Below are 20,060 nucleotides of genomic sequence, written 5' to 3'. Positions count from 1 at the left end.
CGCAGCGACGGATGAAGGTGGCGGGCCATCAACAGGATCATGATCGGTCCGCCGGCACAGAGCGCGCATTATTCTCCGCTGACGTGCTCAGGCCAACCCTGACAACAAGCCGCTGAGGAAATTCGCAGGTCTCGCCTAAGTTCTTGCTGCGCCGGTAAATTTTTTTGCGAAGAGGGCTTGCCAAGGCCTGGATCGCTCTCTAGAATGCGCCCACTTCGAGAGTGAAGGGTGATTAGCTCAGCCGGGAGAGCATCTGCCTTACAAGCAGAGGGTCGGCGGTTCGATCCCGTCATCACCCACCAATCTCGCAGTTACGCGCAGCGGTAGTTCAGTCGGTTAGAATACCGGCCTGTCACGCCGGGGGTCGCGGGTTCGAGTCCCGTCCGCTGCGCCATTCTTCTCCTCGCTTCATCCCCTTCTGTGACAACTCTTCGGCGTCCGCCGAAATCTTCGAAAAATCCTTTGTTTGCTTGAACTTAAGCGCATTGCTCGGCTCCTATGCCGTAGCCAGTGATTGCGGCGTACTGCTAAGCTCGCGCTTTCACACGACGGCCTTCGGGCGCATCTACAAGGAACAAGCATGAAACAGCATCGTTTGGCGGCAGCGGTTGCCCTGGTGGGCCTGGTGCTTGCCGGTTGCGATTCGCAAACCAGCGAAGTCGAACTCAAGAGCCCGGCGCAGAAAGCCTCCTACGGCATCGGCCTGAACATGGGGCGCAGCCTGTCCGAAGAGGGTATGGATGATCTGGATTCCAAGGCCGTCGCTCAGGGCATCGAAGACGCGCTGGCGAAGAAGGAACCGCGCATCAAGGACGAAGACATGATCGAGGCCTTCTCCTTCCTGCAGAACCGTGCTGAAGAGCGCATGACTGCGCTGAACAAGGAAGCCGCTGAAGCCGGCAAGAAATTCCTTGAAGAGAACGGCAAGCGCGAAGGCGTGGTCACCACCGCTTCTGGCCTGCAGTACGAAGTGATCAAGAAAGCCGACGGCGAACAGCCGAAGGAAAGCGACGTAGTGACCGTTCACTATGAAGGCAAACTGACCGATGGCAGCGTATTCGACAGCTCCGTTGCTCGTGGTAGCCCCATCGACCTGCCGGTCGGCGGCGTGATCCCGGGTTGGGTCGAGGGTCTGCAACTGATGCATGTTGGCGAGAAGTACAAACTGTACATCCCCAGCGAGCTGGCCTACGGCGAGCAGAGCCCGTCTCCGGCTATCCCGGCCAACTCGGTACTGGTGTTCGATCTGGAACTGATCGGCATCAAGGATCAGGCCGCCGCCGAGCCGACCGAGCCGTAACACTCGGTACTCGTTTACAACGCCCCGTCTTGACGGGGCGTTGTCGTTTCTGGGGGCGCTCAGCCGCTACGAGGCGCCCTGAGTGTTACGCTTATGCACATCATGCAAAGGGTTCCTAACAAGCCCGTGCAAAACTTGCAAGCCTCTTGTTCGAAATATGCAACTTGTTGATTTTATTGAATTTTATATGCTGTATAAAAAATATCCGATCTAACCCAAGGCCCCATGCCACGGGGCTTTGGTAGGCTTGTCGAAAGTCTTTGCACAGAGTTATCCACAGGTTCTGTGGGTAAGCGAGGCAAGCCCAGAAAACGCCTGGCTTGCCGAGGAGAGCGAATGAAAACACCCTGGAAATTGCTCCGCTACCTGCCGCAGGCTGCTCGTTTTCTGCGTGAAGGTCGGCTGCCGGAGCTGTTGCATGCGCTGCGTGACAAGCGTACCCCTCAAGGGCAGCGCTTCGCTGTATTCAGGGAGGACCTGCAACTGCTTCGCGCCCTTAGCCTGGCCTGGTTCAAGGGCGAGTACCGGCAGATCAGCCGGCAGGCGTTACTGGCCATCGTGGCGGCGTTGCTCTATGTCATCGCGCCGCTCGATGCTATTCCCGACTGGCTGGTTGGCCTTGGCTTCATCGACGATCTGGCTGTGCTGGCCTGGGTCATGCGCACCTGGCATGGCGAGCTGGAGGCCTTCAGGGCTTGGCGCGAGGCACAGAGCCCCGAGCGCCTGGCCCTGATCGAGCAGTTGCCTGTGGAGTAAGGGGTGGAAGCGCAACGCAACTGATGCCAGCGCTTCTGCGAATCGTCTATCAAGCAGGCAGGATGGCGCACGCAGCACCAGCCTGGCGCTGATATCTTGGTCGCAGGTTTGTGCCTCAGTCGTCGGGTGCCTGTTAAGATGGCTGTTTGCAAGGAAGGGGTCGAGGTCGTCGGCCCTGCTTTCCAACGGAGAGATTCATGACTGTGCAAATCATTGCCCGTGATGGCGAGCCAGAGTACGCGGTGTTGCCCTGGGCCGATTATCAGGCTCTGTTGCACGCTGCCGGGCGCGAACCGGTGGTCGCGCAAGCCAGCACTGCTGAGCCAGTGGCAGAACAGCATCGGCCCGGACTCGATCAGTTGCGCAGGCTGCGTGAGGCCAAGGGCCTGACGGCAGAGAGCCTGGCGCGCAGCGTCGGCATCAGCCCACATTATCTGGCGATGATCGAGAGCGGCGAACGCCAGCCCGATGCCGCGATCATGCGTTCGCTGGCGTGGCAACTGGGGTTGGAGGGCTGGTCTTGAGCGTGCGTATCAGCCGCCAACATTGGCAGGCCTTGTTGACCGAGCTGGACGACGCGCGCCGTCAGCGCCACCTGCTCACCTACCGGGCGTTGATCGAGCGGCTCGACCTGCCAACACCAGCCATGCAAACCCTCACCGCTGCTCTGGAGCATTTGGCCGCCCTAGATGCGCGTGCCGAGCGTCCGCTGCGCAGCGCACTGGTCATCAGCCAGGGCGCCAGTCGCCTGCCGCGTACGGGATTCTTCGACTGCGTGACCCATCTCGGGCGCTTTAGCGGGGCTTGCGATGGCGTGGCAGCGGCATCCTGGCATGCCTCGGAGGTCGCTCGCGTGTTCGAGTTCGACTATCCCGCCGATGTCTAGGTGGCTCTGGATGTTGCGCGCACGTCTTGGCTACTGGCTGGCACGGCGTCTTTTCCACTGGCCTGCGGCATTGCGTCAGCCGCGTCTGTGGCAGTGGATGCAGGGGCAGTACGGACGTATGGCCAACCTGGGGGATGTGCCGGCGCAGAGTTTCTATGGCCATATTCTGCTGTTTCGCGGCCAGGGGCTTGGCGCGCGTGAGGAGGGGCTGAGGCTGTTGCGCCTGGCGGCCAATGGCGGCGACGGCAAGGCTGCTTATCAGTTGGGTGTGCAGGCGCTGCAGGCTGATACTCGTCAGGCGGCGGATGCCATGCAGGCCGTGCGTTGGTGGGAGATGGCGCTGGCGGCTGGCCATCCGCTGGCCGCTCGTCGCCTCAGCCAGCTATATCGTGAGGGCGCGCCCGGCCTGGAGGCTGATGCGCAGGCTGCCGAACGCTATGCCGGCATGGCCGATTCAGGCCGCTGAGCCTGCGAGGATATGCAGGCTGTAACCGGGCACGGCCTTGGCCTGACGCTTGGCTTCGGAAGCCATTTCGGCCAGGCGTGAGGCATCGAGCTGCGCGCAGTCTTCCGTTCTCACGTGCACCACGCCGATCGACAGTGACAGCAGCGCGTATTCCTGGCGCTGGCCGTGGCGGTTGTGGGCGATGAAGCAGCCGGTCTGCAGATGCTCGTCACGGTAGAAGCGTCGGCACTGATTCTGGAAGTCTTCGATCAGTTTGCCGAGCTTTTCGCGCCAGTCGGATGAGCCAAGCACCAGCATGAAGTCGTCACCACCGATATGCCCGACGAAGTCGCGTGCCGGATCGACCCGATCATTCAGGCATTGCGCCAGGCACAGCAACACCTCGTCGCCCTTGGCATAGCCGTAGAGGTCGTTGAAGGGTTTGAAGCTGTCGAGATCCACGTAGCACACCGCAGCTTCGCGTTGCTGCTGCAGCAGGCGGCCAAGGCACTGCTGGATAGGTACGTTACCCGGCAGTAGCGTAAGCGGATTGGCGTGTCGGGCCTGCTGCAGCTTCTGTTCGGTGATCAGCTTGAGCACGTCGATGACCCGGCCCAGGCCCAGGTAGCGGCCGTTCTGGATGATGATGAAGTCTTCCTCGATGCGCTGGCGCGCGCGGCTGGTGAGCAGGCGACTGACCTTCTGCAGGGACTGCGTCAGTTCCACGGCGAGAAAGTCCTGGCTCATCAGGCGACTGATGGGTTTGCGCGCGAACAGATCGGTGGCGAAGGGCTTGAGCAGCGCTTCGGACAGCGAGTGACGGTGGACGATACCGACCGGTTGGCGCTGCGTGTTCAGTACGGCCAGGGAGTTGAGGTTGGCCTGGGCGCGAAATACATCCAGCACTTCAGCGATGGCCGTGTGCTGATCGACCGCGAGTTGGTCGTTGAGCAAGGCACTGAGGTCATGGCTGTCTTCGCTGAGACTGGCCTGGTTGCTCTGCATCTGGGGCAGCAACTGGCGTGCCTCGCGCGGGGGCTTCTCCTGCGGTCTGCTGAGGAGGTAGCCCTGCACCAGGTCGACGCCCATTTCGGTCAGCACGGCCAGCTCCTCGGGCAGTTCGATACCTTCGGCTATTACTTGCGCGCGTGACGCTTCGGCCATTTTCAGGATGGAGCCGACGAACTCCCGTTTCACCGCGTCCAGGTGGATACCGTCGATGAAATGACGGTCGATCTTCACGTAATCCGGGCGCAGCTCCGACCATAGGCGCAGGCTGGAGTAGCCGGCACCCAGATCATCCAGGGCGATGGAAAAGCCCATGGCGCGATAGTGGTGCAGCGCGTTGTCGAGCAGGGCGAAGTCTTCGGTGGGCGATTGTTCGGTGAGCTCGATCACCACCTGGCTGGGCGGGATGCCGAAGGTTTGCAGCAGCTTCAGGGTGCGTCCGGGCTGGTGGCTGGGGTCGAGCAGCGACTCCGGCGAGACGTTGAGAAACAGCTTGCCTTCCAGGCCCAGATCACTGAAGCCTTTGCAGGCGCTTTTGCGGCAGGCCATTTCCAGCTCGCTCAGTCGACCTGCATGGCGGGCCACGGCGAACAGCGTCAATGGCGAATGCAGCGGACTGTTGGAGGGACCGCGGGTCAGGGCCTCGTAGCCGAGAATGCGCTGTTCGGACAGCGAGACGATAGGCTGGAACAGGCTGCTGAGGTCGCCGTGAGCGAGGATGTTGCCCAGTGCGCTCAACTGCTCGGTGACGGTCATGGTGGTCTCGATCTGGCGGAAACGAAAGGGCCGGTGTTTAACCGGCCCTTTATTTCACGACAGTTCGATGACGATTTGATGATGCTGCTTGAAGCGCCTCAATGCAGCGCCAGCGAGGGGTTCAGGCCCAGGTAGTCGAGCAGGATGCGTCCGCTCTCTGCCAGGTAGGCATCGTCTTCCGGTGTGCTCTTTTCATCGGCGACTGGCAGTGCCTCTTCGTCTTCCTTGGTCAGTTCCTTGAGTGGCTCTTCGCCCTTGGCCCGGCGGCGGTTGTTTTCCAGTGCCAGTTGCTTGGCTTCGACTTCGGCCTGACGTGCACGACGGGTCTGCTCGTTGAGGCTGACGGTGGTTTCGGCCATCAGCTTCTTGGCCAGGGTCAGGCGCTCACGGGTGAAGACGAAGTCCGGATCCTGGGCGGTGCGCTGCTCATGACGGGCCTTGAGCTCGCTCAGGAACGGTTTGATCGGGTCAAGCTCGGGGGTGATCGCCGGGCGGATGCTGTCCCAGGGCAGGGCAGCGGGCAGTGCGCTTTCGCCGATGTCTTTGGTGTCCATGACATCCGGGTAGGTGATGTCCGGGATCACGCCCTGGTGCTGGGTGCTCTGCCCGGACACGCGATAGAACTTGGCCAGGGTCAGTTTCAGCTCGCCGTGATTGAGCGGCTGGATAGTTTGCACCGTGCCCTTGCCGAAGGTCTGGCCGCCGAGAATCAGTGCGCGGTGATAATCCTGCATGGCGCCGGCGAAAATTTCCGAGGCCGAGGCGGACAGGCGGTTGACCAGCACGGCCAGTGGGCCGCTGTAGTAAACGCCCTTGTTCTCGTCGGCGAGTACGTCGACACGGCCGTCGGCGTTGCGCACCAGTACGGTGGGGCCCTGTTCGATGAACAGGCTGGTCAGTTCGGTGGCTTCCTGCAGCGAGCCACCGCCGTTGTTGCGCAGGTCGATGACCACGCCGTCGACCTTCTCGGCCTGCAGCTCGTCGAGCAGGCGTTTGACGTCACGGGTGGTGCTCTTGTAGTTCGGGTCGCCAGCGCGGAAGGCCTTGAAGTCGAGGTAGAAGGCCGGCAGTTCGATGACGCCGAGCTTGTAATCACGCCCCTCGTGCTTGAGCTCCAGAACCTTCTTCTTGGCAGCTTGCTCTTCCAGCTTGACTGCTTCGCGGGTGATGGTGACCACCTTGCTGGTCTGGTCGCTGGGCGGATTGCTGGCCGGAATCACTTCCAGGCGCACGGTGGAACCTTTCGGGCCGCGAATCAGCTTGACCACTTCGTCCAGGCGCCAGCCGATCACGTCGACCATTTCATCATTGCCCTGGGCGACGCCGACGATCTTGTCGGCCGGTGCGATCTGCTTGCTCTTTTCAGCTGGGCCGGCAGGCACCAGGCGCACCACCTTGACATGCTCGTTGTCGCTTTGCAGGACGGCGCCGATGCCTTCGAGCGACAGGCTCATGTTGATGTCGAAGTTTTCCGCATTATCCGGTGACAGATAAGTGGTGTGCGGGTCGTAGGTGGTGGCGAAGGCGTTGATGTAGGTCTGGAACACGTCCTCGCCACGGGTCTGCTTGAGGCGCGCCAACTGGTTCTTGTAGCGCTTGGTCAGCAGTTCCTGGATGTCCTTGGTTTCCTTGCCGGCGATCTTCAGTCGCAGCACTTCGTCTTTGACACGCTTGCGCCACAGTTCATCGAGTTCAGCGCGGTCTTTGGCCCAGGGCGCTTTTTCGCGATCGACCTGCAGCTCTTCATCGATGCTGAAATCGATCTTGTCGACGCCCTTGCCCAGTTCCGCCAACGCATAGTTCAGGCGCTCTTCCGTGCGGGTCAGGAGGCGGCGAAAGATGGTGAAGCCGGGTTCGAGGTCGCCGCTTTTCAGCAGGTCATCGAAGCGGGTGCGCCACTGGTTGAATTCGGCGATGTCAGCGGCAGTGAAATAGCTGCGCGATGGATCGAGCAACTTCAAGTAGTTGTCGTAGATCTGAATCGAGCGTTCGTCGTTCAGCGGCGGCTTGTTGTAGTGATGGCGGCGCAGCAGCTCCACTACGTTGAGGCTGGCGATCACCTGCTCGCGATCCGGCTGCAGATAGTCCCAACTGGTCGCTGCGGTGGTCTTGGCCGCCAGCGGCAGGGCACTGAAGCCGAGTACGAGGGCGAGGGCGGTGCTTGCAAGAGATCGCTTCATGCTGATTCGACGTAGTGGCAGTTGATAACGCATATTAGGCCGTATTTGAGGGCGCCAGGTTCCGTTGGCGCTAGGCGAAAGCCCGGCGTTCTGCGCTGGGCTCGGTTCACTTGCACTATGGAGGCAGCATGAAGGCATTGCAAGGCGTTGAAGGGCGTGCAGAGTGGCTGGAACAACCGGCGCAGACCTGTGACGCGGGGCAGATTCGGGTCAAGGTGGCTGCCGCTGGGCTCAACCGGGCTGACCTGTTGCAGCGCGCCGGGCTTTATCCGCCGCCGCCTGGTGCGAGCCAGGCGCTGGGCCTGGAGTGCGCCGGGGTAGTTGTTGAAGTTGGCGCCGGCAGCGCCTGGCAGGTGGGGGATCGCGTCTGCTGTCTGCTTGCCGGTGGTGGCATGGCCGAAGAGGTGGTGCTCGATGCTCGCCACGCCATGCCGGTGCCAGAAGGCTTGAGCCTGGTCGAGGCGGCTGTGGTGCCCGAGGTCTATGCCACCGCCTGGCTCAATCTGTTCCAGCTCGGAGCCCTGCGCCCCGGTGAGAAGGTCCTGCTGCATGCCGGCGCCAGCGGTGTCGGCTCGGCTGCTATCCAGCTGTGCAAGGCATTCGGCAGCCCTTGCTGGGTCAGCGTCGGCTCTGCCGAGCGGTTGGCCTACTGCGAATCGCTCGGTGCCCAGGGCGGTGCCCTGCGCGGCGAAGACCTGCAAGCGCTGCGTGATTTCGGACCGTTCGATGTGATCCTCGATCCGGTTGGCGGGCAGTACGCGGCGCTCAACCTGGAATTGCTGGCCCGTGATGGTCGTTGGATCAATATTGGTTTGATGGGCGGACGCGAGGCCACCCTGGACCTGGCCCTGGTGCTGGGCAAGCGCGTTCAACTGATCGGCTCGACCCTGCGCAATCGCGACGACTCGTTCAAGGCCGACCTGTTGCATGATCTGCAGCAACAGGTCTGGCCGCTGTTTGCCGAGGGGCGGTTAAAGCCGCAACTCGAGCGCAGTTTTGCCCTCAAAGACAGTGAAGCGGCATTCGAGACACTCGCCGGTAATCAGGTTGCGGGTAAAATCGCGCTGCTTATCGATCCCGATCTTGTCTGAGCAGTAGCTCTAGCCCGTGCCTGGTGCGGGCTTGGCCAACGATTGGCTCATTCAATCAATATCATGGTCGTAATCAATAAGCTTTTTTTTGTTAGGTCGCTAAGATACGCCCTGTAAATTTCAAACCCTCACAGAAACCTCAGAAGGAGTCAAAGATGTCTCTCATCAACACTCAGGTACAACCGTTCAAAGTCAACGCTTTCCACAACGGCAAGTTCATCGAAGTCACCGAGCAGAGCCTGAAGGGCAAGTGGTCGGTTCTGATCTTCATGCCGGCTGCCTTCACCTTCAACTGCCCGACCGAAATCGAAGACGCTGCCAACAACTACGCCGAGTTCCAGAAGGCCGGTGCCGAGGTCTACATCGTGACCACCGACACTCACTTCTCGCACAAGGTCTGGCACGAAACTTCGCCGGCTGTTGGCAAGGCTCAGTTCCCGCTGATCGGCGATCCGACCCATCAGCTGACCCGTGCCTTCGACGTGCACATCGACGAAGAAGGTCTGGCCCTGCGCGGCACCTTCGTGATCAACCCGGAAGGCGTGATCAAGACCGTGGAAATCCACTCCAACGAGATCGCCCGCGACGTCGGCGAGACCCTGCGCAAGCTGAAGGCCGCCCAGTACACCGCCGCTCACCCGGGTGAAGTCTGCCCGGCCAAGTGGAAGGAAGGCGAGAAGACCCTGGCTCCGTCCCTGGACCTGGTCGGCAAGATCTAAAAAACGAACATGGATTTGCAGCGTTAAGCGCTGCACTCCATCCCGTTTTCCGCTTCAAGAAGTCCTACAGGGCTTCCTCAGGTGCCCGAACGCCCGGGCGCAATCCGCCCGGGCGTTTTTATATCTGAAATTCGCTAGAGGATGACTCCCGTCATGTTGGATGCAAATCTTAAAGACCAATTGAAGGCCTACCTGGAAAGGGTGAGCCTGCCGTTCGAGATCGTTGCCTCCCTCGATGACGGCGAAAAATCGCAAGAGCTGCTCGGACTGCTCAACGACATCGTCAGCCTGACTGACAAGATCACCCTGAAGACCGACGGCAACGATGCCCGCCGTCCGTCCTTCGCCCTGAATCGTCCGGGTGAAGACACCGGCGTTGTCTTCGCCGGTATCCCCATGGGCCACGAGTTCACCTCGCTGGTGCTGGCTCTGCTGCAGGTCGGCGGCCACCCGTCCAAGCTGGACGCGGAAACCATCGAGCAGATCAAGAGCATCGAAGGCCGTTTCGAGTTCGAAACCTACTTCTCGCTGTCCTGCCAGAACTGCCCGGACGTGGTCCAGGCGCTGAACCTGATGGCCGTGCTCAACCCCAATATCCGCAACGTGTCGATCGACGGCGCGCTGTTCCAGGAAGAAGTCGAGCGCCGCCAGATAATGGCCGTACCGAGCGTCTACCTGAACGGCGAGGTGTTCGCTTCCGGCCGTATGGAAGTGAAGGAAATCCTTGCCAAGATCGACACCGGCGCTGCCAACCGCGACGCTGAGAAGATGAGCGCCAAGGATGCCTTCGATGTACTGGTAGTCGGCGGTGGACCGGCGGGTGCTTCTGCTGCGATCTACGCCGCGCGTAAAGGTATCCGTACTGCCATTGCCGCCGAGCGCTTTGGCGGTCAGGTGCTGGACACCATGGCCATCGAGAACTTTATCTCGGTCAAGGAAACCGAAGGCCCGAAACTGGTGCGTGCTCTGGAGGAACACGTCAAGGAATACGAGGTCGACGTGATGAACCTGCAGCGCGCTTCGGCTCTGGTGCCGGCCAGCAGCGAAGGCGGCCTGCACGAAGTGAAGTTCGACAACGGCGCGACCCTCAAGGCCAAGACCGTGATCCTCTCCACTGGCGCCCGCTGGCGCGAGATGGGTGTACCTGGCGAGCAGGAATACAAGGCCAAGGGCGTGTGCTTCTGCCCGCACTGCGACGGCCCGCTGTTCAAGGGCAAGCGTGTGGCGGTGATCGGCGGCGGTAACTCCGGCGTCGAGGCAGCCATCGACCTGGCCGGCATCGTCGCCCACGTGACCCTGCTGGAGTTCGCCGACACCCTGCGTGCCGACGCCGTGCTGCAGAAGAAGCTCTATAGCTTGCCCAACGTGACCGTGATCAAGAGCGCGCAGACCACCGAGGTCAAGGGCGACGGTCAGAAGGTCAACGGCCTGGTGTACAAGGATCGCACTACCGAGGAGCTGCACACCGTCGAGCTGGAAGGCATCTTCGTGCAGATCGGTCTGCTGCCCAACAGCGACTGGCTGAAAGGCACGGTGGAACTCAACCGCTTCGGCGAGATCATCGTCGACGCCAAGGGCGCCACCAACATCCCCGGCGTGTTCGCCGCCGGTGACGTGACCACTGTGCCCTACAAGCAGATCGTGATTGCCGTAGGCGAAGGTGCCAAGGCATCGCTCTCTGCCTTCGATCACCTGATCCGCCATAGCTGATCGGTTGTTGCAGAAACGCAAAGGCCACCCCTCGGGGTGGCCTTTTCATTTAAAGACATCCGTAGGAGCGAGCTCTGCTCGCGAATATCGCAATCCCAGCGATTCGCGAGCAGAGCTCGCTCCCACAGTTACGCCCTGTCCCTAGGGCGGCGCGCTCAGCGCTTCAGGCCGCCCAGGGTCAGCGGCATCTGGCGGTTCACATCCTTATACAGCAAGTAGCGGAAGCGGCTCGGGCCGCCGGCGTAGCAGGCCTGGGGGCAGAAGGCGCGCAGCCACATGAAGTCGCCGGCTTCCACTTCGACCCAGTCCTGGTTCAGGCGGTACACCGCCTTGCCTTCGAGCACGTACAGGCCGTGTTCCATGACGTGGGTTTCGGCGAAGGGGATCACACCGCCCGGTTCGAAATTGACGATGTTGACGTGCATGTCATGGCGCATGTCGCTGATCTCGACGAAGCGCGTGGTGCTCCAGCGGCCTTCGGTGCCGGGCATGACGATCGGCTCGATGTCCTGCTCGTGGGTGACGAAGGCTTCCGGATACGGCACGCCTTCGACTGGTTGATAGGCCTTGCGCAGCCAGTGAAAACGCACCGCTTCGCTGCCGTTGTTGCGCAGCGACCAATCGCTTTCTGGCGGGATGAAGGCGTAGCTACCCGGACGCAGGGCGTGTTGGGTGCCGTTGAGGGTCAGGTCGCAGGTGCCTTCGACGACGAAGATCACGCCTTCGGCGGTGGCGTCGAGCTCAGGCTTGTCGCTGCCGCCGTTCGGGCCGACTTCGACGATGTACTGCGAGAAGGTTTCGGCGAAGCCGGTCAGCGGGCGGGCGATGACCCACATGCGCATGTTGTCCCAGAACGGCAGGTGGCTGGTGACGATGTCACGCATCACGCCTTTGGGGATCACGGCATAGGCTTCGGTGAACATGGCGCGGTCGGTCAGCAGTTGTTCCTGACCGGGATGGCCGCCATGCGGGGCGTAGTAGTAGGGCGTTTTGCTCATCGAGAAGGTGCCTCGGCGGGTGAATGGCGCAGGGTGCTGTCCCTGCGCGGAAATTTGACTCCCGTGCACTATAGAAAGTCGCAGCTCGATTCGGAAATTAAATAGTAGAATGCCTGTCAGTGGGTTTCGTGATGGGTGGCAATATGCTCGATCCGGTGCTGTTACGCAGTTTTCTCACCGTGGTGCAGACCGGTGGTTTCACCCGCGCGGCGGCCAGCCTGCACCTGACGCAGTCCACCGTCAGCCAGCAGGTGCGCCGTCTGGAAGAGCAAATCGGCGCCGAGCTGCTCGACCGTAGTGGTCGCTATGTGGTGACCACCACCGAGGGCGAACGCCTGCTCGGTTACGCCAACCGCATCGTCGCACTGATGGATGAAGCCATGCTGGCGCTGGGGCAGAGCGCGGTGGAGGGCGAGGTGCGCCTTGGCGTGCCGGACGATTTCGCCGCCAACAGCCTGACGCCCTATCTGGCCGATTTCGCCGACGCGCATCCGGGCATTCGCCTGGAGATCACCAGCGGCCTCAGTCATGACGTGTGGCGCGCGTTCAATGCCGGCGAACTGGACCTGGCGTTGATCAAGCAGCGTGCCGGCAGTGCCAAGGGCCTGGCCAGTTGGGCCGAACCGCTGGCCTGGTTGGATAGCCGCGCGCGCCCGGTGCTGGCGCGCAATCCGGTACCGCTGGCGGTGTTCCCGCCCAATGGGCTGTACCGCCTGGAGATGACTCACGCGCTGGACGCCATGGGCAAGCCCTGGCGCATCGCCTATGTCAGCAGCAGTTTGCCCGGCGTCAGCGCCGCGGCCGAAGGCGGGCTGGGTCTGACCCTGTTGCCGCGTCGCTTGATCACTGCCGAGCACCGTGAACTGGGCGAGGCCGAAGGCTTCGCCCCGGTAGCGCCGGTGGAAGTGGCCCTGCATGCGCGCAACCAGTTGCCCGGTTACGCACGGGAACTGGCGGCGGCATTGATCGGCGCCTGCGAGCGGATCATGGCAGTGCAGGGTTGAGTCGCTGGCGTGCCGTGGCTTTCAGCGCCGTTGCACAATCAGTCGCCCGGTTCTCGGTGGCAGATCCGAAACACCCGCCCCTTGTAGGAGCGAGCTCTGCTCGCGAAGATTTTGCGTTGTCTGGGTTCGCGAGCAGAGCTCGCTCCTACAGGTTCTACCGGCCCGTGAGTTCGGCGAAGAAAGCCATGGCTCTCAGCGCCACTCCAGGATCGGCCAGCCAGCCTGTTCGGCATGGGCGCGTAGAGTCGGATCCGGGTTGACGGTGAAGGGCTTTTCGACCACCTGCAGCAGCGGCAGGTCGTTGCGCGAGTCGGAGTAGAAGCTTGCGCCGAGTAGGCTTTCGCCCTGCTCGGCGAGCCAGGCGTGCAGGCGGGTGACCTTGCCTTCGCGGTAGGTCAGTACGCCTTGGGTACGCCCGCTGTAGAAGCCGTGCTGCAGCTCCAGGTCGATGGCCAGCACCTCATCGATGCCGAAGCGCTCTGCGATGGCGCTGACCAGGAAGTGTGCCGAGGCGGAGATCACCAGCAGGCGATCGCCAGCGGCGCGGTGTGCGGCCAGGGTGCGGCTGGCGTCGCTGTAGAAGATCGGCTCGATCACGTCCTCGACGAAGGGCTCGACCACATGGGCGACTTCCTCGGGCGTGCGGCCGACCAGCGGCGACAGGGTGAAGGCCATGTAGTCCTCCATGGCCAGGGTGCCGGCGGCGTACTGACGCATCAGCTCCTGTTCGTGGGCGATGAAGGAGTCGCCATCGGCCCAGCCGATTTTCACCATTTCCTGCGTCCACAGGCTGGCGCAGTCGCCATGAATCAGGGTTTCGTCCAGGTCGAAGATTGCCAGGGCCATCAGGCCACCTCACGAATTGCATGGTTGTCGATAGTCAGGTTGACCGCCTGACCGGCTGCGTGCAGGTCGGCGGCCGAACGGTTGAGCACGTCCACGGTCAGCTCCACACCGCGGGCCTCGATGCGGTAGCGGATCACATTGCCGAGTAGGCTGTGGCCGAGAATCCGTCCCTCGATGCCTTGAGCGGCGATCTGGATGGCTTCCGGACGAATCGCCACGCGGCTGCCGATCTGTTGGCCGAGCAGGCGGCTGGCAGCCTCGGCATCGAGCAGGTTGTAGTTGCCGATAAAGCCGGCGGCGAAGGCATCGGCCGGCGCGGTGTAGAGAGTTTCGGCGTCGCCGCTCTGGACGATCTGGCCGCCGTTCATCAGCACGATGCGGTCGGACAAGACCAGCGCCTCTTCCTGATCGTGGGTGACGAAGATGGTGGTCAGGCCCAGCTCGCGCTGGATGGCGCGGATCTGTTCGCGCAGGTGTTTGCGGATGCGCGCATCCAGTGCCGACAGCGGCTCATCGAGCAGTAGCAGGCGCGGGCGGGTGACCAGCGAACGGGCCAGGGCCACGCGCTGGCACTGGCCGCCGGAGAGTTGCTGCGGGTAACGATTGGCGTAGTCGTTGAGCTCCACCAGTTCCAGCACCTCGGCGACGCGCTTGCTGGCCTCGGCGGCTGGGATTTTCTGCATGCGCAGGCCGAAGGCGACGTTCTGTTGCACGGTCATATTGGGGAACAGCGCATAGCTCTGGAACACCATGCCGATGCCGCGCTTTTGCGGCGCAACGGGTACCAGGTCCTCACCGCCCAGCAGGATCTGTCCGCCGTCGACCGCCGTCAGGCCGGCGATGCAGCGCAGCAGGGTGGACTTGCCGCAGCCGGAAGGGCCGAGCAGGGTGATGAACTGGCCCTGGCCGATCTCGATATTGATGTCGGTGAAGATGGGCGTTGCGCCGTAGCTTTTATGCAGACCGCGGATATTCAGGTAACTCATGATTTGTCCTTGTTCAGACGGTTGGCTGCCCAGGTCATCAGCAGCACGAACATGAAATAGGAGATCACCAGGGCGCTGGTGAAGTGGCCGCTGTCGTTACGCATGTTGTACAGGTACACCTGCAGCGTCTCGTAGCGGCTGCCCACCAGCAGGTTGGCGAAGACGAATTCGCCGAACAGGAAGCTGAAGGACAGGAACACCGAAACCATCAAACCCTTGCGCAGATTCGGCAGCACCACCATGAAGGCCGCGCGCCAGGTGCTGGCACCCAGCAGGTGGGCGGCGTCCATCAGGTCGCGCAGGTTGATCGCCTGCAGGTTGTTGGTGATCGCTCGGTACATAAAGGGCAGGGCGATGGTGAAGTAGCAGCCGATGAGGATCCATGGCGTACCGAGGATCGGCAGCGGGCCGGATGCGAACAGCTGCATCAGGCCCACCGAGGACACCACCGGCGGAATGGCGAACGGCAGCAGGATCAGCACGTTCATCACGCCGTCCAGTCTGGGGAAGTGGTAGTTGACCACGAACAGCAGCGGCAGGATCAGCAGCAGTGCCAGCGCCAGGGCGCCGAAGCAGACCAGCAGCGAGCGGCCGAAGGCGGCGAGAAAGCGTGCATCGCTCCACAGCGCCAGGTACCACTTGAAGGTGAAACCGCTGGGCAGGATGGTCGCCGACCAACTGGTGGACAGCGAGTACACCAGGGTGCCGAGCAGCGGCAGCAGCAGGATCAGAAACAGCAGGTAGACCACCAGTTGGTGGAACAGCGGCGAGCGTTTTTCAGCGGGCGACATGGTAGCTCCGGCGCAGCAGCCATTGGTGGACGATGGTGATCAGGGTCATCAGGCCGACCAGCACCATGGCCAGCGCGCTGGCCATGTTGGGGTCGAGGAAGATGTCGCCGGAGACCATCGCCGCGATACGGATCGGCAGGATGTTGAAATTGCCGGTGGTCAGCGCATACACCGTGGCGTAGGCGCCCAGGGCGTTGGCCAGGAGGATGACGAAGGTGCCGAGCAGCGCCGGGGTCAGCACCGGCAGGCCGATATGCCGCCAAAACTGCCAGGTGCTGGCGCCGAGCAGTTCGGCCGACTCGCGCCAGTCTTCGCGCAGGGCGTCGAAGGCCGGATAGAGCAGCAATACGCCGAGGGGAATCTGGAAGTAGGTGTAAAGGACGATCAGGCCGGTCTTGGAGTAGAGGTTGAAGTCCTCGATCACGCCCATCTGCTTGAGCAGGATGGTCAGCGCGCCGTTGAAGCCGAGCAGGATGATGAAGGCGAAGGCCAGCGGCACCCCGGAGAAGTTGCTGGTCATGTTGGAGAAGGCCATGACGAAATCGCGCAGGCGGCTGCTGACCTGGCGCAGCGAATAGCTGCCGATGATGGCGATGACGATGCCGAACAGGCTCGACCAGAAGGCGACCTCCAGGCTGTGGCGCATGGCCTGACGGTAGAACGGCGAGGAGAAGGCCTGCTGGAAATTGCCCAGGCCCCAGCCTTCGGCGGTATTCAGACTGTTGCTCGCCACCCAGGCCAGCGGCGCGATCTGGAAGGCGAAGAAGAACAGGGCGAAGGGCACCAGGCACAGCAGTGCCCAACCCTTGCTGGATATGGTGGACTTCATGCAAGCAGCTCCCTGCACCAGGGTTTGTCGTGGGCTGCGCCGAGTAGCTGGCAGATAGTGCCGCACAGTTCGGTCTGTTGCGGGCGGGCTGCAGGATCGAGGCTGAAGGCGCTGCCGAGAACGATCAGCGGCACTTCGCGCTCTTCCGGCAGCACGCCGTTATGGCTGCGGTCGTTGTTCATGCCGTGGTCGGCGGTCACCAGGATCTGGTAACCGGCGTCGAGCCAGGTCTGGATGTATTCGGCCAGCAGCACGTCGGCCTTGCGCGCGGCGTTGCGGTACTGCGAGCTGTCGAGACCGTGCTTGTGGCCGGCGTCGTCGATGTTCATCGGGTGCACCAGCAGCAGGTTGGGGCTATGGCGCTGGCGCAGGCTGTCGGCATCGGCGAACAGGTGCGAATCCGGGTAGTGGTCGGCGTAGTAGAAGTGGCCGTGCTGGATCGGTAGCGACTCATCGCTGGTGTGGCGGTCGCGGGCGGCAACGAAGGGCGCACGGTTATACAACTCGCTGACCCAGTGATAGGCCGCGGCGGCGGTGCTCAGCCCGGCGTCGCGGGCGTAGTGAAAGATGCTGCGCTGATTGGACAGGCGCACCACATCGTTATTGACGATGCCGCTGTCGATGGGCGCCACGCCGGTGAGGATGCATTCGTAGAGCGGGCGGGACAGCGCCGGCAGGGCGCAGTCGAGCTTGTACAGCGCGGCGCGTCCGGCCTGACAGTATGCCTGCAGATGCCCCAGCGCATGCTGGGCCACCTGATAGCTCAGGCCATCCAGTACCACCAGAATGACGTTGTGCTTCATGGATTTCTCTCGTTCGGTCGTAGCCCGGAGATGATCCGGGAGAAGTGCCGTCATATTGTTCACATAAGCAACGGTCGAACGCGGTCAGTCCCCTCGCCCCTTTGGGGAGAGGGTTAGGGAGAGGGGAAAACCGGCAGATTCGCGGTGTTTTCAGCCCTCTCCCCCAGCCCCTCTCCCATGAATGGGAGAGGGGAGCCAATCGCGTGCATGCAGCATTCAAGGTAATGCCCAAGAACACCCAGGATTACCTCCGGGCTACGGCATCAGTTCATATTGATGATCACGTGCTCCTGCCACAGGCGCGGCAGGGCCTTGGAGGTGGCCTCCCAGGCAGCGGCATCCTTGATCGGCTGGACCTTGGCGTACTGCCCTTGCGGCAGCAGCTTGGCCTGCACCTCGGCCGGCAGCTCGATGTGCTCGGCACGGATCGGGCGGGCGTTGCCCTTGGCCAGGTTGATCTGCCCGGCGTCGCTCAAGATGTATTCGCGGGTCAGCTTGGCGGCGTTGGGGTTCTTCGCCCACTTGTTAATGATGGTGGTGTAACCGGAGATCACCGAACCGTCAGACGGGATCAGCACCTCGAAGCGCTCGGGGTCGATCTGGTCGCGGTAGCTCAGGCCGTTGAAGTCCCAGACGATGCCGACTTCCACTTCGCCCTTCTCCAGGGTCTGGATGGTCGGGTTGGCCAGCGACAGGCGACGCTGCATGGCCAGTTCGCCGTAGAAATCCAGGGCCGGTTGCACGTTGCTCTCGTTGCCGCCCATGGCGATGGCAGCCGCCAGTACACCGTTGACCGCTTGCGCAGCGGTGCTGACGTCCCCGGCTGAGACCTTGTAGGTGCCGGTCTTGAGGTCGGCCCAGGAACGCGGGATGTCCTTGACCAGTTGCTTGTTGACGATAAAGGCGATGGAGCCGGTGTAGGCCAGCATCCAGTGGCCATCTTCATCCTTGGCCCAATCCGGAATCTGCGCCCAGGTGCTCGGCTTGTACGGCTGGGTGACACCCTGCTGCACTGCGATGGGGCCGAAGGCGGCGCCGACGTCACCGATATCGGCGGTAGCGTTTTCCTTCTCGGCGGCGAACTTGGCGATTTCCTGCGCCGAGCTCATGTCGGTGTCCTGATGCTTGAGACCGTAGAGGCGCGCCAGGTCCGCCCAGGTGTCTTTCCAGTTGGCCCAGCTGTCGGGCATACCCACGCTATTCACCGCGCCTTCGGCGCGTGCAGCCTGTTCCAGTGCCTGCAAGTCGGTGCCTTTGGCCATGGCGGAGGTCGCCAGGGCGATGGCCGAACCCATCAGTGAAGCCAGCAGCAGTTGTTTCATTGGAAACTCCTTTGCAGTGAGAGTGTTGGTCTAGATCAGCAATACCCGAGCCAATCTAAGCGCCTTCGGTGACAGTTTTATGTCCGGCCATGAGTGGCAGATGTCTAGGTGCAGTCAGCTGGCGCGCTCATCAAGCGTAGACCATGGATAAGTGGCTGATTTCGCGGGCCGTGAGTGGATGTGACGGTGGCATGCGGCGTGCTTGCAGCATGGCTGTCATCTATCAGTCATCTAGATTGCCTAGTCTTGTAGCCCATCTGAGCGAGTGATTGTTGCCCTGTAATGGGCTGGACTAGTCCAAAAGGGGAAGTGTTGATGCGCGAAGCAGCGCCGCGGGCCGTCACCCTCATCTGTAGCGCTTTGCAGGAGCAGATCGACCGTGGTTTGTTGCCTGCCGGCAGCAAGTTGCCGGCCGAGCGCAAACTCAGTGAGTTGTTCGATACCACGCGCATCACCCTGCGCGAGGCACTCGGCCAACTGGAGGCGCAGGGGCTGATCTATCGCGAGGAGCGCCGGGGCTGGTTCGTTTCGCCGCAGCGGGTGGTCTACAACCCGCTGGTGCGTACTCACTTTCATGCCATGGTTGCCGAGCAGGGGCGGGTGCCGGCGACCGTAGTGCTGAGTGCGCGCTTGATGCCAGCCAGTGCGCATATCTGTCAGGTGCTGGAGTTGCCGGCGTTGTCGAGCGTCTATCAGGTGTGCCGTGCGCGGCGTATCGACGGGCGTCTGGTGCTGTATGTCGAGCACTACCTCAACCCGGCCTACTTTCCCGGCATTCTCGAGTTCGACCTGACCCGCTCGCTGACCGACCTCTACGCCAGCGAATATGGCATTCGTTATGGTCGGGTGCGTTTCGAGATGGTGCCCACCGCCTTGCACGCCGAGGCCGCGGCCTGCCTCAAGGTGGCGCCGGGCAGCCCGGCGCTGCGCATCACCCGGGTCAATCGTGACCAGCATGGGCGCATTATCGACTGCGATCTGGAGTTCTGGCGCCACGACGCCATTCACGTCAGCGTCGAGGTCCCGGAGTAGCGGGTTGTGTCCGTGTTGTTGCCATCAGCAGATTATTGGCGACCCAGTGCCAGGCAGGACTGCTCGTAGTTCTGCTGGCAGGCACTCTGGTACAGGTGCTGGGCCTGGTCAGGGTCGCGTGGTACGCCGCCTTCACCGCGACGGTAGAGGTTGCCCAGTACATGCTGTGCCATCGGGTTGCCCGCAGCAGCTGACTGGTTGAGGTACTTGAGCATGTCACGCTGGTTAGCGAACTCAGGGGCGTCGCGCCCGGTGTAGAGGTAGGCCAGGCTCACTGCAGCCATGGCGTGGCCCTTGTCGGCGGCCTGCTTCCACCAGTACTCGGCCTGCTTGAGGTTCTTTTCCGGCTGGCCGACGAAGTAGCTGCTGCCGAGCTGGAACTGGCTTTCCAGATCGCCACGGTGGGCCTGCTGGCGCAGTTGATCCTGCTCGGTCTGGGTGACGGGCTGTTCCACCTGTGGCTGTTTTTCCGGCGCGCTGGAGTCAGGCTCACGCCCGGCGCAGCCCGCCAGCAACGCGATGGCGAGCAGGGCAGTGGTAGCGTGACGCAGGTTGATCGGGCTGGGCATGGCAGAAACTCCGTAGGCGGGAAACAGGG

General features: G+C 62.3%; 20 protein-coding genes and 2 tRNA genes. 12 read left to right on the top strand and 10 right to left on the bottom strand.

The genetic code is table 11. From position 1 onward, the window contains the following. The first annotated feature begins 226 nt into the window (after positions 1-226). From N5J71_RS01600 to N5J71_RS01570, 7 genes are all read left to right on the top strand, one after another. Positions 227-302 (top strand) — tRNA-Val (locus N5J71_RS01600). Between the two features lie 15 nt (positions 303-317). After that, a tRNA-Asp gene (locus tag N5J71_RS01595) sits at positions 318-394 on the top strand. Between the two features lie 186 nt (positions 395-580). Next, positions 581-1,300 carry a BamJ family beta-barrel-assembly machinery protein gene (gene bamJ / locus N5J71_RS01590; protein WP_074859937.1) on the top strand — a complete coding sequence of 240 codons (720 nt, stop codon included), beginning with the start codon at positions 581-583 and terminating at the stop codon, positions 1,298-1,300. Between the two features lie 336 nt (positions 1,301-1,636). After that, positions 1,637-2,056 (top strand): YkvA family protein, encoded by a 420-nt coding sequence (locus N5J71_RS01585; protein WP_279916173.1) that lies wholly within the window; start codon positions 1,637-1,639, stop codon positions 2,054-2,056. Between the two features lie 197 nt (positions 2,057-2,253). After that, a complete protein-coding gene (locus N5J71_RS01580; RefSeq protein WP_004423569.1) occupies positions 2,254-2,580 on the top strand; it encodes a helix-turn-helix transcriptional regulator in 327 nt (108 codons plus the stop codon). Further along, positions 2,577-2,942, top strand: coding sequence for a hypothetical protein (locus N5J71_RS01575; protein ID WP_004423571.1), 366 nt, complete (start codon positions 2,577-2,579; stop codon positions 2,940-2,942). The genes N5J71_RS01580 and N5J71_RS01575 overlap by 4 nt, the downstream gene beginning before the upstream one ends. Continuing rightward, positions 2,935-3,408: an SEL1-like repeat protein gene (locus tag N5J71_RS01570; RefSeq protein ID WP_039964442.1), complete on the top strand. Its 474-nt coding sequence runs from the start codon at positions 2,935-2,937 to the stop codon at positions 3,406-3,408. The genes N5J71_RS01575 and N5J71_RS01570 overlap by 8 nt, the downstream gene beginning before the upstream one ends. Here N5J71_RS01570 and N5J71_RS01565 read toward each other — a convergent pair. Beyond that, positions 3,397-5,151 (bottom strand): bifunctional diguanylate cyclase/phosphodiesterase, encoded by a 1,755-nt coding sequence (locus N5J71_RS01565; RefSeq protein ID WP_084340605.1) that lies wholly within the window; start codon positions 5,149-5,151, stop codon positions 3,397-3,399. The two genes, N5J71_RS01570 and N5J71_RS01565, sit on opposite strands and share 12 nt — an antisense overlap. Before the next feature lie 98 nt (positions 5,152-5,249). Further along, positions 5,250-7,331 (bottom strand): carboxy terminal-processing peptidase, encoded by a 2,082-nt coding sequence (locus N5J71_RS01560; RefSeq protein WP_172665315.1) that lies wholly within the window; start codon positions 7,329-7,331, stop codon positions 5,250-5,252. A gap of 128 nt (positions 7,332-7,459) precedes the next feature. Between N5J71_RS01560 and N5J71_RS01555 the strand changes: the two genes are divergently transcribed. The 3 genes from N5J71_RS01555 (at position 7,460) to ahpF (ending at position 10,851) form a co-directional block, all read left to right on the top strand. Next, the gene (locus tag N5J71_RS01555) at positions 7,460-8,422 is read left to right on the top strand and encodes an NAD(P)H-quinone oxidoreductase (protein ID WP_084344011.1); all 963 of its coding nucleotides are present in this window, start codon (positions 7,460-7,462) and stop codon (positions 8,420-8,422) included. Positions 8,423-8,577: 155 nt separating this feature from the next. Then, positions 8,578-9,141, top strand: coding sequence for an alkyl hydroperoxide reductase subunit C (gene ahpC / locus N5J71_RS01550; protein WP_004423580.1), 564 nt, complete (start codon positions 8,578-8,580; stop codon positions 9,139-9,141). 153 nt (positions 9,142-9,294) lie between these two features. Then, entirely contained in the window at positions 9,295-10,851 is a 1,557-nt protein-coding gene (gene ahpF / locus N5J71_RS01545) for an alkyl hydroperoxide reductase subunit F (protein WP_004423582.1), read from the top strand. A gap of 155 nt (positions 10,852-11,006) precedes the next feature. Here the strand turns inward: ahpF and N5J71_RS01540 are convergent, their stop codons facing one another. Then, complete coding sequence (locus tag N5J71_RS01540; protein WP_004423583.1) at positions 11,007-11,849, bottom strand: bifunctional allantoicase/(S)-ureidoglycine aminohydrolase; 843 nt, start codon at positions 11,847-11,849, stop codon at positions 11,007-11,009. Positions 11,850-11,992: 143 nt separating this feature from the next. Between N5J71_RS01540 and N5J71_RS01535 the strand changes: the two genes are divergently transcribed. Further along, a complete protein-coding gene (locus N5J71_RS01535) occupies positions 11,993-12,853 on the top strand; it encodes a LysR substrate-binding domain-containing protein (RefSeq protein ID WP_341793774.1) in 861 nt (286 codons plus the stop codon). 192 nt (positions 12,854-13,045) lie between these two features. Here the strand turns inward: N5J71_RS01535 and N5J71_RS01530 are convergent, their stop codons facing one another. The 6 genes from N5J71_RS01530 to N5J71_RS01505 form a co-directional block, all read right to left on the bottom strand. Beyond that, on the bottom strand, positions 13,046-13,699 hold the full coding sequence (locus N5J71_RS01530) for an HAD family hydrolase (protein ID WP_279916171.1): 654 nt from the start codon (positions 13,697-13,699) through the stop codon (positions 13,046-13,048). Beyond that, positions 13,699-14,685: an ABC transporter ATP-binding protein gene (locus N5J71_RS01525; RefSeq protein ID WP_279916170.1), complete on the bottom strand. Its 987-nt coding sequence runs from the start codon at positions 14,683-14,685 to the stop codon at positions 13,699-13,701. Before N5J71_RS01525 ends, N5J71_RS01530 begins: the two co-directional genes overlap by 1 nt. After that, entirely contained in the window at positions 14,682-15,476 is a 795-nt protein-coding gene (locus tag N5J71_RS01520) for an ABC transporter permease (protein WP_074859346.1), read from the bottom strand. Before N5J71_RS01520 ends, N5J71_RS01525 begins: the two co-directional genes overlap by 4 nt. Next, positions 15,463-16,305, bottom strand: coding sequence for an ABC transporter permease (locus N5J71_RS01515; protein WP_004423597.1), 843 nt, complete (start codon positions 16,303-16,305; stop codon positions 15,463-15,465). Before N5J71_RS01515 ends, N5J71_RS01520 begins: the two co-directional genes overlap by 14 nt. After that, on the bottom strand, positions 16,302-17,108 hold the full coding sequence (locus N5J71_RS01510) for an alkaline phosphatase family protein (protein WP_039964445.1): 807 nt from the start codon (positions 17,106-17,108) through the stop codon (positions 16,302-16,304). The genes N5J71_RS01515 and N5J71_RS01510 overlap by 4 nt, the downstream gene beginning before the upstream one ends. A 263-nt stretch (positions 17,109-17,371) precedes the next feature. Further along, positions 17,372-18,430, bottom strand: coding sequence for an ABC transporter substrate-binding protein (locus N5J71_RS01505; protein WP_074859347.1), 1,059 nt, complete (start codon positions 18,428-18,430; stop codon positions 17,372-17,374). Positions 18,431-18,745: 315 nt separating this feature from the next. Here N5J71_RS01505 and N5J71_RS01500 point away from each other — a divergent pair, with 315 nt between their 5' ends. Next, positions 18,746-19,462, top strand: a complete 717-nt coding sequence (locus tag N5J71_RS01500; RefSeq protein ID WP_004423603.1) for a UTRA domain-containing protein — start codon at positions 18,746-18,748, stop codon at positions 19,460-19,462. Positions 19,463-19,494: 32 nt separating this feature from the next. Here the strand turns inward: N5J71_RS01500 and N5J71_RS01495 are convergent, their stop codons facing one another. Then, a complete protein-coding gene (locus N5J71_RS01495; protein WP_004423607.1) occupies positions 19,495-20,031 on the bottom strand; it encodes a tetratricopeptide repeat protein in 537 nt (178 codons plus the stop codon). Positions 20,032-20,060: the final 29 nt, after the last annotated feature.

It is taken from the genome of Ectopseudomonas oleovorans (genome assembly GCF_029845265.1).
In the GTDB taxonomy this organism is placed as follows: domain Bacteria; phylum Pseudomonadota; class Gammaproteobacteria; order Pseudomonadales; family Pseudomonadaceae; genus Aquipseudomonas; species Aquipseudomonas oleovorans.
Note: the sequence above shows the minus strand (reverse complement) of the source record. Positions and strands in the feature narration are given on the sequence as shown.